This is a genomic window from Paenibacillus sp. B-A-8 (assembly GCF_048572915.1).
In the GTDB taxonomy this organism is placed as follows: Bacteria; Bacillota; Bacilli; order Paenibacillales; family Paenibacillaceae; genus Paenibacillus_AQ.
Genome location: NZ_CP183882.1, coordinates 1,510,465 through 1,526,448 on the forward strand (window position 1 = coordinate 1,510,465; position 15,984 = coordinate 1,526,448).

General features: G+C 42.1%; 12 protein-coding genes. 10 read left to right on the plus strand and 2 right to left on the minus strand.

From position 1 onward, the window contains the following. The 7 genes from ACN6MV_RS06825 (at position 1) to ACN6MV_RS06855 (ending at position 9,857) form a co-directional block, all read left to right on the plus strand. On the plus strand, positions 1 to 1,341 hold the full coding sequence (locus ACN6MV_RS06825) for a response regulator transcription factor (RefSeq protein WP_419885979.1): 1,341 nt from the start codon (positions 1 to 3) through the stop codon (positions 1,339 to 1,341). Positions 1,342 to 1,466: 125 nt separating this feature from the next. Continuing rightward, the gene (locus ACN6MV_RS06830) at positions 1,467 to 3,200 is read left to right on the plus strand and encodes an extracellular solute-binding protein (RefSeq protein WP_375105103.1); all 1,734 of its coding nucleotides are present in this window, start codon (positions 1,467 to 1,469) and stop codon (positions 3,198 to 3,200) included. A gap of 90 nt (positions 3,201 to 3,290) precedes the next feature. Beyond that, entirely contained in the window at positions 3,291 to 4,181 is an 891-nt protein-coding gene (locus tag ACN6MV_RS06835) for an ABC transporter permease (protein WP_341111043.1), read from the plus strand. A gap of 9 nt (positions 4,182 to 4,190) precedes the next feature. Further along, positions 4,191 to 5,084 carry a carbohydrate ABC transporter permease gene (locus ACN6MV_RS06840; protein ID WP_375105104.1) on the plus strand — a complete coding sequence of 298 codons (894 nt, stop codon included), beginning with the start codon at positions 4,191 to 4,193 and terminating at the stop codon, positions 5,082 to 5,084. Between the two features lie 52 nt (positions 5,085 to 5,136). Continuing rightward, positions 5,137 to 6,420 (plus strand): Gfo/Idh/MocA family protein, encoded by a 1,284-nt coding sequence (locus tag ACN6MV_RS06845; protein WP_419885980.1) that lies wholly within the window; start codon positions 5,137 to 5,139, stop codon positions 6,418 to 6,420. Continuing rightward, positions 6,417 to 8,078, plus strand: coding sequence for a DUF4091 domain-containing protein (locus ACN6MV_RS06850; protein WP_419885981.1), 1,662 nt, complete (start codon positions 6,417 to 6,419; stop codon positions 8,076 to 8,078). Before ACN6MV_RS06845 ends, ACN6MV_RS06850 begins: the two co-directional genes overlap by 4 nt. A 30-nt stretch (positions 8,079 to 8,108) precedes the next feature. After that, positions 8,109 to 9,857 (plus strand): glycoside hydrolase family 35 protein, encoded by a 1,749-nt coding sequence (locus tag ACN6MV_RS06855; protein WP_419885982.1) that lies wholly within the window; start codon positions 8,109 to 8,111, stop codon positions 9,855 to 9,857. A gap of 82 nt (positions 9,858 to 9,939) precedes the next feature. Here the strand turns inward: ACN6MV_RS06855 and ACN6MV_RS06860 are convergent, their stop codons facing one another. Together ACN6MV_RS06860 and ACN6MV_RS06865 are read right to left on the minus strand one after the other, a co-directional pair. Next, complete coding sequence (locus tag ACN6MV_RS06860) at positions 9,940 to 11,085, minus strand: response regulator (RefSeq protein ID WP_419885983.1); 1,146 nt, start codon at positions 11,083 to 11,085, stop codon at positions 9,940 to 9,942. Positions 11,086 to 11,140: 55 nt separating this feature from the next. After that, positions 11,141 to 14,125 (minus strand): ATP-binding protein, encoded by a 2,985-nt coding sequence (locus ACN6MV_RS06865; RefSeq protein WP_419885984.1) that lies wholly within the window; start codon positions 14,123 to 14,125, stop codon positions 11,141 to 11,143. A gap of 260 nt (positions 14,126 to 14,385) precedes the next feature. Between ACN6MV_RS06865 and ACN6MV_RS06870 the strand changes: the two genes are divergently transcribed. From ACN6MV_RS06870 to ACN6MV_RS06880, 3 genes are all read left to right on the plus strand, one after another. After that, positions 14,386 to 14,952, plus strand: coding sequence for an RNA polymerase sigma factor (locus tag ACN6MV_RS06870; RefSeq protein WP_419885985.1), 567 nt, complete (start codon positions 14,386 to 14,388; stop codon positions 14,950 to 14,952). Further along, positions 14,949 to 15,401 carry an anti-sigma factor family protein gene (locus ACN6MV_RS06875; RefSeq protein WP_419885986.1) on the plus strand — a complete coding sequence of 151 codons (453 nt, stop codon included), beginning with the start codon at positions 14,949 to 14,951 and terminating at the stop codon, positions 15,399 to 15,401. The genes ACN6MV_RS06870 and ACN6MV_RS06875 overlap by 4 nt, the downstream gene beginning before the upstream one ends. Before the next feature lie 78 nt (positions 15,402 to 15,479). After that, positions 15,480 to 15,977 (plus strand): hypothetical protein, encoded by a 498-nt coding sequence (locus ACN6MV_RS06880; protein WP_076119968.1) that lies wholly within the window; start codon positions 15,480 to 15,482, stop codon positions 15,975 to 15,977. Positions 15,978 to 15,984 lie beyond the last annotated feature (7 nt).

The following is a 15,984-nucleotide window of genomic DNA, read 5'->3' on the forward strand; positions in this document are numbered from 1 at the left end:
ATGTATAGATTACTAATCGTAGATGACGAGCCTGTGATTGTGAATGGATTAGTCCAACTGTTTCAGGATAACTCAGAATTTGAACTGGATATACGAAAAGCGTACTCCTCAAGCGAAGCTCTTGAAATTGCTAAGAAAACGAAATTGGATATTTTGGTTAGCGATATTCGTATGCCTCAGAAGAATGGTCTCCAGCTCGTGGACGAAATCGTCTATTATTGGCCATTATGCCGAGTGATTTTCCTTACAGGATACAGTGAATTTGATTATGTATACGAAGCGATCCGTAAGAATGTGGACAATTACATTCTGAAAACGGAAGGAATTGAACCTATTTTCCAAGCTGTGAAGGCAGCAGTCGACAAGCTAGACGAGGAGAACCGTCGTAGACTTCAAATGGAGAAGGCACAAATGCACTATCAAATCGCTAGTTCCTTCCTAAAGAGAGAGCTGATGGAGCGGGTGCTGAGCGGGGAGTCTATCACTTCTATACTCAATAATGCACGTTACAAGGATGTAGAGTTCGGCATTGCATTAGATCGTCCTTCGTTCTTTCTTGTGGGTATCTTGGATCGACTAGATGATCCTAAATTTAAAATGCCTCCGTCTGTTCAGCGTATTTTCCATGATCACCTGCCTGCATCTATTGCATGTGAAGAAGTGATTTATGATGATCGTGTATTCATATGGCTACTTCAACCGGATGAAGGGTTGCTGAATCGCTTTCGTAGTAACTATCCAGATCAAGGGGTGAATTGGCCTGGAATCGTTGCTTATATGAGAGGGATATTAGAACCTGTACAGAATGAGTGTGATGAGCTGCTAAGTGTCTGCGTTTCATTCGGAATATCGGGGGATTTACTTAACCATTGGGAATCGATCCATCTTCAAGTTGAAGCAGTGCGCTCTATGATTCTTAAGAGAGCTTTATTAGGTCAGCACATGCTTATCCTTGACCTTGAGAAACTAAGTCAACTTGAGGATACGATGCACAAAGCTGGAGGAATTGAGCAGGAAGATTTCAAGACGCTAATCATCGAACAAATTCACCAATTTGTGCAGGAGAACCTATCTGGAGATTTATCGCTTACCTCAATTGCTGCAGAGGTGCATCTTAATCCGTCCTATTTATCTCGTTATTATAAACAGACGACAGGTCAAAATTTATTAGAGTATATCCAGTCGACGAAGCTGCATGTTGCTCTGCAGCTGATGAAGAATACAACTCTGAAATTAAATGAAATCGCCATCCGGGTCGGTTTTGAATCACCATCCTACTTTACAACATTCTTCAAACGGAAAATGGGTTTATCTCCACAGGAATATCGAAATTCAAAATAAGTAAATAAAGTGAAAGTGATGTAAAAAAAGTGAAATTGAAAGCGGTTTCCCGTGTGACTAAAATAATAACTAGGAACACTGATTCACAACAAGAATTGCAGCAAACAAAGGGGGGAAGCGTTCAGATGAAAAAAATGGGACCATGGAAAATGATTTTGTCAGTAACGATGATTCTTTCATTATTGTCAGCGTGTGGAAGTCAAGGAAATGGAAATACGAATGAACCTACTACGCCTAAGGAAGACACTGCGAATAGTGCGACAGACAGCGCCACAGCACCTGATCCACTAGGGAAATATCCGGAAACGGTCACTGTTACAGAAATACTAGGATATAATCCACCAGAAGATCCAAGAACCCCAAGCGGAATAACACCGGAACAAAATGCCTACCTGAAAGATCTCAAAGAGATGATGAATATTGAAGTGAAATACAAATGGACCGTTCCCTCTGCCCAGTTTGAGCAGAAGTTCTCGCTTGCCATGGCATCGGGGGATCTACCCGATGTGATAGAAGTTGATCAGAAGAACTATGAGAAACTTAAAAAGCAAGATATGCTTGCTGATCTGACAGATGCTTATGCACAATATGCGTCACCAGCTCTTAAGGCTTATATGGACTCAGATGGTGGATTCGCGATGAAAACATTCAGTGCGGATGGTAAGCAATTAGGTATTCCTGCATTTGAAGATCCCTTCTTATCCACGCAGTTGCTATGGGTTCGTCAAGATTGGCTTAATAATCTAGGTTTACAGGCACCGAAGACGATCGATGAGCTTGAGAAAGTTGCACAAGCATTCACACATAATGATCCAGATCAGAATGGTAAGAATGACACCTATGGAATCGCCATGCAAAAGAATCTCTTCTTTTGGGGATTTGATGTCAGAGGTTTCTTTAATGGATTCGGTGCTTATCCTTCCGTTGGTGATAAACAATCGGCTTGGATTAAAGGCGGCGATGACAAATTGTTACCGGGATTGATTCAGCCTGAAGTGAAGACTGCACTTGGTAAGCTACAAGCATGGTATAAAGATGGAATTATTGATAAAGAGTTTGCACTAAAGGATGAGAATAAGGCTGTAGAAGATCTGACTGCAGGTAAAGTGGGTATTTCCTACGGAGAGTGGTGGTATCCGAACTGGCCACTTAACTCCAACGTAGACAAAGATCCAAAGGCGGATTGGATTGCAATTCAACTTCCAGGGATTGATGGTCCAGCTAAATCACTTGTTCCAAAAATCCGCAGCAATAAAATTTTCGTTGTGAACAAAAAGATGAAGAACCCAGAAGCAGCGATTAAGATGCTCAATTTCTACATTGAAGTTGGTAATAAGAAATACAAGGATAAGAACAAAGCGGCAGATGGCTATGTATACAACTGGTTTAACCCACGGATTGCTAACCCTGTTGATATTGATACGATTTACAGGGAAGTAAACAAAGCGCTCGATGCTAATCAGACTGAAATTACAATAGACGATGCAAATTATAAGACCGTTGCAGATACTTTCAAAGCGACTAAGGACTTCCTAGCAGGCGACACATCTAACGCTACCAAAGGTGTAAACTGGGGTCAATATTATAGCCGGGCTGCAAAAGACGGTGGTTGGGGCTTAACACGACAAATTAAAGAAAATCAACAATTTGTATACAACGAGTTTTACGGTCTTCCTACACCAACAGTAGTGGAAAAGGGTGGTCAGCTGGATAAGTTGATGCAAGAGTCCTTTACCAAGATTATCATGGGCGGTTCTCTTGATGATTTCGATAAATTCGTGGATAGCTGGAAGGCACTTGGCGGTAATGAAATTATCGATGAGGTCAATGAATGGTATAGCACGGAAGCTACGAAATAAATCATAGGAACAAGAAAGCGGGTGAGGTGAGTCGGGTGAGACGACTCACCTCCCGTTTTTAAAATGAGTAAGTTGGTGAGGAGGGCATCTATGAAATCACTCAAGAAAGAATTTCCGCTTCATATCATGTTAATACCGGGTGTGATTGTTACACTGATTTATGCCTACGGACCGATGGCCGGCCTGGTTATGGCGTTTCAACAGTTTGAGCCGTTATCCGGTTTTTTTAAATCCGATTTTGTGGGATTAGATAACTTCCGTTATGTATTTAATTTACCGGATTTTAAGCAAGTACTTTGGAATACGCTAGTTATAGCCATCATCAAAATGGTATTGTCTCTGCTTGTCCCGCTCATTCTAGCTTTATTATTAAATGAGCTTACTAAGAAATGGTTCGCAGGTTTTATTCAATCCGCCATTTTCCTCCCGTTCTTCCTTTCATGGACCGTCCTTGGGGGTGTCATTATTGAATTATTCTCTCTGAATGGACCTATTAATGGCTTAATTTCCTCTATGGGCTTAGAACCTATCATGTTCATGCTTGATAATGGTTGGTTCAGGGGGATTATCATTGGCTCGGATGTCTGGAAAGGCATGGGCTACAATATGATCATCTTGCTTGCTGCCATCACAGGAATTAATGCGACGCTGTATGAAGCGGCAGAGGTAGATGGTGCAGGGAAATGGAAGCAAATGCTTAACATTACGCTTCCAGGTATAGCACCGATTATTATTTTACTTAGTGTATTAGGTCTCGGTGGTATTCTTAACGCAGGTTTTGAGCAGATATTGATTATGTATAACCCGACTGTATATGCAGGCGCAGATATAATAGATACATTTGTCTATCGATTAGGGATGTTCAGCCAACAATTTGGACCTGCGGCAGCAGTGGGTCTCTTTAAATCGATAATATCTTTATTTATGGTATCAACAACTTACTATGCAGCTTACAAGTTTAACAATTACCGCATATTCTAGGAGGTGGAGATGGTGCTACATAAACAATCATTCAGCAGAAAGTTATTTATCGTGTTCAATACGCTGTTGTTAACTTTCATTACCATACTCGGCATTATCCCATTTGTACACTTACTCTCCATCTCACTTAGCTCGAATACAGCTGCGATGGCTGGAGAAGTGAAGCTTTGGCCCGTCGGCTTTTCCTGGGATGCTTATGTATATTTAGGAGAAAAGGTAGAGTTTTTTCGTTCCTTGGGAGTCTCCGTAAAACGAGTAGTGCTCGGTTCAGTAGTTAACTTGTTTCTAGTATTTATTACTGCTTTTCCACTGTCCAAATCGAATGATCAGTTTAAGTTTAGAACCGTATATGTATGGATATTCGCGATTACGATGTTTTTTGGAGGCGGCTTAATTCCGACGTATATCGTAGTGAAAAATACAGGCTTAATCGATTCCATTTGGGCGCTTATCTTACCAGGTGCATTGAATGTATGGAATATGGTTCTGATGCTTAACTTCTTCAGAGCTATTCCAAGAGAATTGGATGAAGCGGCTACGATTGATGGTGCCGGACATTGGAGAGTACTTTGGCAAATTTATTTACCGATATCCCTTCCATCCATCGCAACGATTGGCTTATTCACCATAGTTGGGCATTGGAACGCTTGGTTTGACGGTATCCTTTACCTGAATTCACCTGAGCATTATCCGCTACAGACCTATCTTTCTACCTTGATTATGTCTATCAATGCCCAGATGTCATCGATGTCCATTGAGCAGCTCAAGGTGATGGAGAACCTGAGTGAGAAGACGATCCGAACGGCGCAAATATTCATGGGCGCATTGCCAATTATGGTAGTGTATCCATTCTTACAAAAGTATTTCGTAAAGGGAATGACCGTTGGTAGTGTTAAAGAATAAAGAAATAGAGTACAGACATAGCATAAAGTCTCATATGAAGGAGCAGATTGCGATGAAGAAAGTTACTGTTGCTTTAATTGGAGCGGGCCTGCGAGGAATTAATTATTCAGAATATGCGATTCAGCACCCCAATGAGCTTCAAGTTGTAGCTGTTGCAGAGCCGAATGCGAAGCGGAGAAATAAATTTAAGGAAAGACATAAGCTGGCTGATGACGTGTGCTTTACCCATTGGGATGATTTTTTTTCCTCCCCGAAAGTAGCAGATGCGGTATTTATCTGTACCCAAGACAATCAGCACTATGTGCCAACAATGAAAGCACTGGAGGCAGGGTATCATGTACTATTAGAAAAACCGATGTCCCCTGATGCCAAGGAATGTGTACTTATGGGTGAAATGGCCTCTAAAGTGAATCGTGTCTTCTCGATATGCCATGTATTGAGATATACCAATTTCTTCTCTACGATTAAGGAACTGCTGGAAAGTGGTGCGATCGGACAATTGATGTCCATTCAACATAATGAGAACGTGGGTTACTGGCATCAAGCTCATAGCTTCGTAAGAGGGAATTGGCGCAAAAAGGATGAGTCCAGTCCGATGATTCTCGCTAAGTCTTGTCATGATCTGGACATTCTTTCCTGGTTGACAGATTCAGAATGTGTTCGAGTGTCTTCCTTTGGCTCACTGTCCCATTTTAAATCTAGTGAAGCACCGGAAGGAGCCCCGCTACGTTGCACAGATGGATGCCCAGCAGCAGATAAATGTCTCTATTATGCTCCTAATCAATATTTGACGGAGAATACGGATTGGCCTACATCGGCAATTAGTGATGATCCAAGCTATGAAGCCCGCCTGAATGCTCTTCAGGAAGGACCTTATGGACGATGTGTCTATCATTGTGATAATGATGTCGTCGATCATCAAGTGGTAAATCTAGAATTCGCTAATTCCGTAACTATAGCTTTTACAATGAGTGCGTTTACCAAAGATGTAAGTCGTACCCTCAAGCTGATGGGTACCACGGGAGAAATTCGCGGTGCGATGGAGAAGAATGAAATTGAAGTGCTCCATTTTGGCAGCGGTAAGGTAGAGAGAATCTCGTTTGAGAATGCAGGTGGTCACGTTGGTCATGGCGGCGGCGATATGGGGTTAATCAAAGATTTTGTTAAGCTGGTTCGAGCGGAAGGGAAGATTCAAGGTCTTACATCAGCCAATCATTCCGTTCAAAGTCACCTTATGGCTTTTGCAGCAGAGCAATCTCGCATCGAGGGTAACAGTATTGTTCTGAAAGAATTTGCACAAAGTGTCTGTAATGATGAAGAGGTGAAGCAACGATGAATGCTCCACAGCCACTTCAGACGATGTTATTAAGTTCGTTGGTTAAGGTATTTGCTGATGAAGTGCCGAATCATGAATCCTATCACAGTGCAACCGCACTTGTTGGAGAAACATTTTCGTTCCAAGTCGCTTATACCTCAGACACACTTCTAAAGAATATTGAAGTAGAGGTAAAGTCATCTCTTCCAGATTTAATATGTATAAGATCCGTTGGACTTGTTCCCTCAGAAATGCCTTGTTTCAAAAATCATGATGACGATGTGCTAAGAACTACGCCGGGATTATATCCAGATCCATTGTATACGCTGGATCAACAATCTATTTCATCGATCCCGGGACAATGGCGATCTTTATGGGTGACGATAACCTTGGATGAAACAATGAGTACGGGGCTTCGCTCTATTCAGGTCTTCTTCCAATCATCTGAAGGGCAGATGTTAGGTGAATCAGATGTATTCGAGTTAACCGTCATCCCTGCAACACTACCGCCGCAACAGCTAATTCATACGGAATGGTTCCATGTGGATTGTCTTGCTACAAAGTATGGTGTCGAAGTATTTAGTGAAGCGCATTGGGCCCTTATAGAACGTTATGCAGATACGATGGTTAAGCATGGTATGAACATGATCTTAACTCCGTTGTTTACACCGCCTTTGGATACAGCCATTGGTGGAGTACGTCCAACCGTTCAATTGATATCCGTGACTAAAGCGGGAGATCGTTATGAATTCGGATTTGATCTGCTTACTCGTTGGGTATCGATGTGCCGCCGACTTGGCTTCAAATACTTTGAGTTCTCTCATTTATTTACTCAATGGGGTGCAAAATGTGCACCAAAAATAATGGTAACCATTCAAGGTGAAGATCAGCAACTATTCGGCTGGGATACGGACGCATCCTCGGCGGAATACCGTAGTTTCTTGGATCAATTATTACCTTGCTTAGATCAATATTTGAAAGAGCAGGGAATAGACCAGCAAAGCTGGTTCCATATTTCAGATGAACCAGGAGAGGAACATTTGGAATCGTACCGAGCTGCAAGTGAGATCATTTATAAACATTTATCAAGTTACCCGATCATGGACGCTTTGTCCGAATTGGAGTTGTATGAACAGGGCCTGGTGAAAAGGCCGGTTCCTGCGAATACGCATATTGAACCGTTCTTAGAACATCAGGTTCCAGACCTTTGGACGTACTATTGCTGCGCTCAAGGTGAACAAGTATCCAACCGGTTTTTCAACATGCCGTCTGCTAGAAATCGTATAATCGGGTTTCAATTGTATAAATTCGGATTACAGGGCTTCTTGCATTGGGGTTATAACTTTTGGTACTCGCAATATTCATTGAATCAGCAACTGGACCCTTATCGTACGACTGACGCTGAGCATGCATTTCCCTCAGGAGATGCCTACTTGGTCTATCCGGGAAAAGAAGGCCCGATTGAATCCATTCGATTAGAAGTTCTATATGAAGGGTTACAGGATTTGCGCGCATTAGAATTACTTGAACAGAAAATTGGCAAGAAAGCAACGATAGCCATTATGGAAGAGGGTCTGAGTACATCGTTGACCTTCTCTGTATACCCAAGGGATCATGGAACATGGCTCTTAGAGGCAAGAGAGCGGATCAATCAAGCGATAGCAAGTTATTCTACTTAAGTGATCATACCATTACGAGGTGTTGTGAATATGGCAACTTTTCATTATTCAGGATCTTCCTTTTATTATAACGATCAGGCGATACGGCTTATCTCAGGAGCCATCCATTATTTTCGGACTCTACCGGAACATTGGGAAGACCGTCTTATCAAATTAAAAGCTTGCGGCTTAAATACGGTTGAAACCTATGTGGCATGGAATTTACACGAGCCGAAGAAAGGCCAACTTCATTTTGAAGGCATGGCAGATGTAGTCCGGTTTATTGAATTGGCAGGAGATTTGGGTCTGCATGTCATCGTTCGTCCAGCACCTTATATTTGTGCAGAATGGGAATTTGGTGGACTGCCATCTTGGTTGCTAGCTGATTCGGATATGCGTCTTCGATGCTACCATAAGCCATTTCTAGATCATGTAGATGCGTATTATGATGTATTGCTCCCCAAATTACAACCACTGTTATGTACAAATGGCGGCCCGATCATTGCTATGCAGATTGAGAATGAGTATGGAAGTTACGGTAATGACAAGCGCTATTTGACTCATTTAAAAGACAGCATGATTTCCCGTGGGATAGATGTACTACTATTCACTTCCGATGGACCTGAAGACGCGATGTTACAGGGAGGTATGGTCCCAGGTGTTCTGGAGACGGTGAACTTTGGATCACGTCCAGTAGAAGCATTCAACAAGCTCCGTGAATACCAACCAGAGGCTCCAATCATGTGTATGGAATACTGGAACGGTTGGTTTGATCATTGGTGTGAGGAGCATCATACGCGTCCGGCTGAGGATGTAGCGAAGGTATTGGATGAGATACTTAGTTTAGGTGCATCCGTTAATTTCTATATGTTCCACGGCGGAACCAACTTTGGGTTCTACAACGGAGCGAATGGACATACGTTTGACAGCTATGAACCAACAATAACTAGTTATGACTATGATTCCTTATTGAGTGAATCCGGTGAGCCGACAGCTAAATATTATGCAGTTCGTGAAGTGATCTCCAAATATGCAGATCTCGGACCCATTGAGCTTCCAGCTCCTGTTGCTAAGAGAGCATATGGGAGAGTAGAGATGAAGGAGCAAACTTCACTTACCGCAAACTTGAATCGCATTTCTGTACCCATTCATTCTGCATACCCTGAACCGATGGAGAAATTGGGTCAGGATTATGGCTTTATTCATTATAGTACGTTCCTTACAGGACCTCGTCCCAAAGACGAGTTCTTCATCCAGGATTTACATGATCGTGCATTAGTCTTTCTGAATGGAGAGCTCACTGCAACCTTAGATCGTGTAGAGCCAGAGGTTAAATTAGAGTTCGAGGTGCCGGCCGAAGGGCTGCATGTTAGTATACTTGTGGAGAATTTAGGACGCGTCAACTATGGTCCTTTTATGAGAGATTGTAAAGGGATTACCGAAGGGGTGCGTTATGGACGGCAGTTTCTGTCTGAATGGACGACTTATACGTTGCCATTAACGGATTTATCTGGTCTGCAGTTTGAAGGTTTATTCAGGCAAGTGGAACCTAGCTTCTTCCGCAGCACCTTGGTTGTGGATGAACCTTGTGATACGTTCTTGAGCATGGAAGGATGGACTAAAGGTGTCGTGTTCATTAATGGGTTCAACCTTGGACGCTATTGGAAAATTGGACCACAGAAAACAATGTATGTGCCAGGTCCTCTATTGAAACAAGGCGACAATGAGATTGTCATCTTTGAATTGCACAGCACTTCAGATACCGCTGTTACCTTCGTAGATCAACCGGTATTAGGATAATAGGGCATATAATATATCGTAATAACAAAGACACCCAGATAGTATCGGGTGTCTTTGTTATGTTCAGAAAGTATATTCTTGTTTATTGAACTCTGAGGTTATGGAGCTCCCATTGTTCGTACCACTCTTCAACACTGGCTGGGAGTCCGATACTGAGTTCACTTATTAATAGATCTTTGAGAATTTTGTATTGTTCTTCCACAGCGGAACGTTCCCCGATACTATCGTAGACCTTCATTAATCCTAAATGTCCTTGTTCAAAATAGGGCTGAAGCTGTACTACCCTTTGATACACGGTTACAGCTTCAGGAACTCTGCTGCTGTCGATATAGAACTGGGCCATCCCCATAGCGTGGTGCAGCCAAATGGTGCGCAGGCGTTGTCGTTCGCCCTCTGCCCACAGATAATCGTAATCTCCAAAATAATCTCCTGAATAAAGATCAAATAAGCTTTGATGTTCTGCACAATTGTCCTCTGTGATAGTTTCGAGTGCAAGAATGTTGTGCTCCCACTGGGCTGCATCAATTAGAAGCGGACCGGTCTCAAGCGAATACCCTTCACCGCCACTGACGTTGCTGATATGCAGGTCCACCTCACTCTGCTTTAAGCATTGCCGTACTTGATAAATGGTTGTATAGAGATGGGTAGAAGCCTTTTTAAGATTGAAGTCTGGCCACAGTAGGTCAATCAGGGTGTCTTTACTGACAAATCGGTTGCGATTATGAAGCAAGAAAGCAAACAATTCTTGAGCCTTAGAGGTTCTCCAACGGAGATTGTTCAATGGCTGTCCTCCTCGTTCAAAGCGCAGCGATTGAAAACAACGAATCGTTATTTCATGCGCTACCCTTGTGCTTTTTGGAGCAAGCTTCAATCTGTCCTCCAAGCGTTGCACGGTCTTGAGCAACCGGTCATGTCGTACGGGCTTCAATATATAATCGATCGCATTTAATTCAAAGGCTTCCACTGCATATTGGTTATACGCGGTCACGAAAACTATATTTGCGTTTGGGCAGACCTCTTGCAGAATTGCGGCAGCCTGAAGACCGCTTATTTCAGGCATTTCAATATCAATGAAAATAACGTCAGGCTCCAATGCTGGAGTTTCTTGTATGGCTTGGACAGGATCTGTATAGGATGCGACGATTTGAACAGCTTCCATTTCTTTTAACATGAATTCTAACTTTACGAGGGCAAGCCGTTCATCGTCCACCAACACTGCTTGAATCATTGTTATTTCACCACTCAACATAGTATTTTTAGCAAAAAACAATAAACTCTTACTTCTATTTCGGTTCATTCAAGTCTGTCTGTGAATAGGGATTTTTGCGAATCATATTTCTTTTTTCAAAAGGGATTATGAAACTTACTGAAGTTCCTTGCCCTTCCTTGCTTTTAATTTGCAAACCCGTCGCGTAGACACGTAACAACCGCTTATGTGTATTAAGAAATCCAATCCCTTGTGTTACATTAGACTGACTGCTCAGTAGTTGTTGAAGTTGTTCGGCAGTCATACCTTTACCGTTATCAGCAATCGTAATCTCAATATCATTAACCAGTTCTTTGATGGATATTGTAAGCGTACCTCCTTTGGAGCGGGTTAATATACCGTGCCTAACGGCATTTTCAACAAGTGGCTGAATGGTCAAGGGGGGTAACTGAAAATGCAGGTTCTCTGGTAAATCCCAGTTGATGGTCATCCTGTCCTCAAAGCGTTCTTTCTCTATGTACAGATAGGCACGGACAAGCTCAAGCTCGTGTTCAATCGATATCATCGGCTCAGCGTTCAAAAAGTTAAAGCTTAGCCGCAAATAAGAACTAAAGGCATCAATGAGATGACTCATACGCTTTGTATCAAAAGATGCCAGTGCAGATATGGAATTTAATGTATTAAATAAGAAATGTGGTTGTATTTGCGCTTGTAGATACGCTGCTTCCAGACGAAGCCGTTCATTTACGGACTGCTTTAAGTCTGTTAAGGAACGTACCCTTCCTCTTAGCTCCATAGCGTTCATGGGTTTCATTACATAGTCGTTTGCACCCGAAACAAATCCTGTGTATATATCTTCCGGCTGGCTACGTGCGGTCAGAAGTAGAATAGGAAGCTCAGCTATGGTAAAACGTTCACGAATTTTCTGTGTTAATTCATAGCCGGACATCTGGGGCATCATTACATCTGTAATGATTAAATCCCATTGATCCGTATCTAGCTTTATTAAAGCATCGATTCCACTGGTTACCGTAACCATTTCATAGTCTTTGATGGACAGTACGCTAGTAAGGATTTTCAGATTAACGGGATCATCATCGACAGCCAAAATCCTAGGTCTTCTTCCATCCGTTGATGAAGTAGATGTAGCGGCAATCTCGGATAGCGTAATTTGGGATTGCTTGTCCTTGTATTCAGACACTGTTGGGGGTTCTGAATTGAATTTTTGGATGCTGGCATCGGATAGAGGCATAGTAAAAGTAAAAGTAGAGCCTTTGCCAAGTGAAGATTTTACGCTAATCTCTCCACCGTGAAGTTCAACCAGTTGTTTACAAATGCTTAAGCCTAATCCGATTCCACCACTGATTGCTGTCATGTTTGAGTCACCCTGCTCATAGGGTTGAAAGGCTCTTAGCTGTGTTTCTTCGTTCATCCCAATCCCAGTATCCGTAATATGGATGCGCGCCAAACCTTTATGAATATCGGCATGGACTCTCACTGAGCCTGTACTCGTATATTTAACAGCATTTTGAAGCAGATTGAACAAAATCTGGATGAGCCTTTTTTCATCTGCCACAACAGAAGGAAAGGAGTCAGGGATTTCCGAAATTAATGTAATGTTTTTGCCTTCCGTTAGAAATTTGAGCATATCGAGCACACCAACAGCTACAGATTGAATGGGAACATCTCTTAGCTGCAATTGAATGTTGCTCTCACGAAGCTGTGATTGATCTAGTAGATCGTTTATTAGTAGCGACATACGTCTTCCAACGGTAATTAGCAGTTCTAGATTATTTGCGTTCTCAAGCATTAAGGATTCTCTTTCACTGTCTAAGACGGTCTCAGCAATATTAATGATGCTATGTAGCGGGTTTTTAAGCTCGTGAGAGGTATTAGCTAGGAAATTATCCTTTTGTGTAACAGTTCTTTGCAGGCTCTGTGCCAGATTTTCAGTCTGCTTAGTATTCCAGAAATAGCGTTTGAATCCAAAAGTCGCAAAGCATAAAAAGGCAATAATGAGATCAAAAGGATAATAGGTAACGTTGATCAGGTCGTAATTTTTTAACAATCCCCAGTGGGTGCTGTTAACGATGGCTAAGATAGATAACAATAGAAAAATAGAGCCATCGTGGTTTCTAAGAGTAGATTTCAGAAAGAGAACTACAACTTCTAATGATAGAACGAATATATTGATGAAAAAAATAAGTATATACGATTCGTAATAGTGGACAACGGGACCGAGCAGTATGAAAAGGATATGTACCAGAGATAAGCTAGTAAGGATCCGAACACTTTTAATTTTTAAATTCTGAAACATGAGTTGCTTGCTTGTTAGTAAGATGAATATAAAAGCGAAAATATTAGATATGATTAATAGTTTTAAGCTCCATTGGTAGTTTAAGGGAAGCATATGCAGCAAAAGTTTGTCATCATCAATGAGAACAGTAGTTATAGCGGAAATTACCAATAGAATAAAATAGATCAACATCTTTTGCCGCGGTCCAATGGTATATAATATTGCTGCATAGACTGCATGAAGTAGAAGTACTACACATAATAACAGCTGAAGGCCTATGGAAACGATCCTCTGGTGTGTTAAAGCTTTTTCGTTGCCAAATAAAATGGGTTTGTAAATCCCGCCTGTATGAGCTAAAGAGTAGTTGGCTGCATGAATGACAATTTCAATCTCACTCTCATCAGTTGTAAAAGAAATGGAGTAAGGTAAGACATGAGGAATATAGTCTTCCTTATCGGCAGACGGAGAACCTGAACTTCCTAGCAGTTCACCATTAATATAAATTTCCGAAGAGGTTCGAACCCCGGATATGAGGATGCCGTAAGACTGCTTTTCATTTTTATCTACAAGAATACGTAACCGATAGGAACCGTAACCGAAAGCCGTTTTTTTGCCATTATTAATTGCTTCGTTCCATTGACCTGGAACTTGTATATATTTTTTAGGCGTAGCATTATTTAGCGATTCTTTATTGAAAGTGGGAAGCAGCGTATTAGGATAGAACTCCCATTGCCCTTTTAAGGTAAGGAGCTTGTCTTGATTCAATTCTTTATTTCGTAAATCGAGTACTCCTTTGACTAATTGTGGTTGTATAGCGTGAGGCGAAGCCCAAATCCATAGGAAGCGAAAGCAAGTCAGTATAGTAAGAAATAACACGATAATTAGAAAGAGTTTTCGTTTGGTCATAGTAATTAAACATTATTCGACAAAAAACAATATATTCCCTTCTCAAAGATATTTCAAAATTTTTTAAAAAAAGATTTGATGAAGTTGCAGGGAAGTGGATTTGTCCGGCGTCTAACGTTATGAAGGTGAAGGAGGGGAGAAAGCTGGAAGAGGCGGAATGGATATCAGCCGTGCTGAACGGTGAGCATCAAGCCTTTGGGCATTTGGTGACTCGTTATCAAGGCATGGTATACAGAGTGTGCGTCAAGATTACTGGGGAAGCCGAATCGGCCAAAGATATGGCCCAGGAGGTTTTTATAAAAGCATATAAAGCGCTCCCCTCCTTCAGAGGACAGTCTTCCTTCTCGACCTGGCTGTATCGTATAGCCTACCGAACCTGTCTGGACTGGAAACGCGCTAATGATAGGGAGTGGAGGCATCGAAGTGCAGCTGATTACACTGAGAATGATTGGGTAACTTCTCAAACACCTGAGCAAGAGGTGCTAGAGCAGGAACAATCAGCTGAATTGGGTGAGAATGTGAACAGCCTTGCTGAACCGTACCGGTCGGTCGTACAGCTGTACTATTTTCAGCGGAATTCTTATCAAGAGATAGCGGAGCAAAAAGGTGTATCCGTTAAGACGATCGAATCGCAGCTATATCGTGCCAGACAGATGATGCGTAGACAAAGGGAGGAATTGCGATGAATTGTGCAATAGTGAAGGAATGGATGCCACATTACATTGACGGTCTACTGTCTTCAGATATGGAGCTGAGTATCCGGTTGCACATACAATCCTGTCCTGATTGCGCGGAGTGGCTGGAGGAAGCGAAGGAAATGTCAGCTCTATGGTCAGAAATGGAAGCAGACAGCGAATATCAGCATGAACAGATGGACTTTCCAGATCTTGCATCAGATGTTATGGCCCATATCGAGCAGCTCGAAACAGGGCGGAGAGAGCGAGCAATTAAAGCGACAAGCGTAAGACGTCGTTCTGCTCCTAGAACTTCTTGGATGCATTATGCTGTGGCTGCCTGCTTAAGCTTGTTATTGTTACAGTTTGGAGTTTTTGAGAATTTGGCTTATGGAATCACTGAAATTAATGGTCATGTGTCGAATTCGGTGACCCAATGGTTTGGTGGCTTTGGAAAATAGTCATAAAGGGATTAATAAAAAATAGATGGATTCAGATAAACCAAAGTTTATGCTATCCAAAATTTAGGAGGATGTATTATGATTAAGAAGAGACGTTGGCTCACTTTTATGCTGGCTATGATTCCTGGTGTAGGTCATTTGTATTTAGGCTTCAAAAAGCAGGGACTGCAGTTTATGATCGGGGCTTCCTTATGTATTATGTTTATTCCGTCTGAGCCCATGATCTTCCCTTTTGCCCTAGCTGCACTATGGTTTTACCAATTGTTTGATGCCCTGCAGAAAGCAGCTTGGATGAAAATAACTGCAGCCGAACACGAGCGTATGATGTTTCATCCAGACAGTTTCGGAGAACCTTGGACGATGGGGATATCCTCTATGCCGGGTTACCCACATGAAGATGTGAATCCAGCTTGGGTCGGTATCGGGTGTGTTGTTGCCGGGTTTCTTATGCTGGTAATTTCAGCATTCCCGACGTTGTGGAGAATGTTGATTGAGATTAACATTGGTACGATCTTGCTTTCATTGGGACTGATAGCATACGGACTCAAGATGCTGCGAAACAATACGAGAGCATAAGAAACGG

Bases quoted from the DNA above. Each gene is read 5' to 3' on its own strand.
- ACN6MV_RS06875 (WP_419885986.1), top strand. From the start codon at position 14,949: ATGAATTGTGCAATAGTGAAGGAATGGATGCCACATTACATTGACGGT.
- ACN6MV_RS06860 (WP_419885983.1), bottom strand. From the start codon at position 11,085: ATGATTCAAGCAGTGTTGGTGGACGATGAACGGCTTGCCCTCGTAAAG.
- ACN6MV_RS06870 (WP_419885985.1), top strand. From the start codon at position 14,386: ATGAAGGTGAAGGAGGGGAGAAAGCTGGAAGAGGCGGAATGGATATCA.
- ACN6MV_RS06880 (WP_076119968.1), top strand. From the start codon at position 15,480: ATGATTAAGAAGAGACGTTGGCTCACTTTTATGCTGGCTATGATTCCT.
- ACN6MV_RS06825 (WP_419885979.1), top strand. From the start codon at position 1: ATGTATAGATTACTAATCGTAGATGACGAGCCTGTGATTGTGAATGGA.
- ACN6MV_RS06850 (WP_419885981.1), top strand. From the start codon at position 6,417: ATGAATGCTCCACAGCCACTTCAGACGATGTTATTAAGTTCGTTGGTT.
- ACN6MV_RS06840 (WP_375105104.1), top strand. From the start codon at position 4,191: ATGGTGCTACATAAACAATCATTCAGCAGAAAGTTATTTATCGTGTTC.
- ACN6MV_RS06830 (WP_375105103.1), top strand. From the start codon at position 1,467: ATGAAAAAAATGGGACCATGGAAAATGATTTTGTCAGTAACGATGATT.
- ACN6MV_RS06845 (WP_419885980.1), top strand. From the start codon at position 5,137: ATGAAGAAAGTTACTGTTGCTTTAATTGGAGCGGGCCTGCGAGGAATT.
- ACN6MV_RS06855 (WP_419885982.1), top strand. From the start codon at position 8,109: ATGGCAACTTTTCATTATTCAGGATCTTCCTTTTATTATAACGATCAG.
- ACN6MV_RS06835 (WP_341111043.1), top strand. From the start codon at position 3,291: ATGAAATCACTCAAGAAAGAATTTCCGCTTCATATCATGTTAATACCG.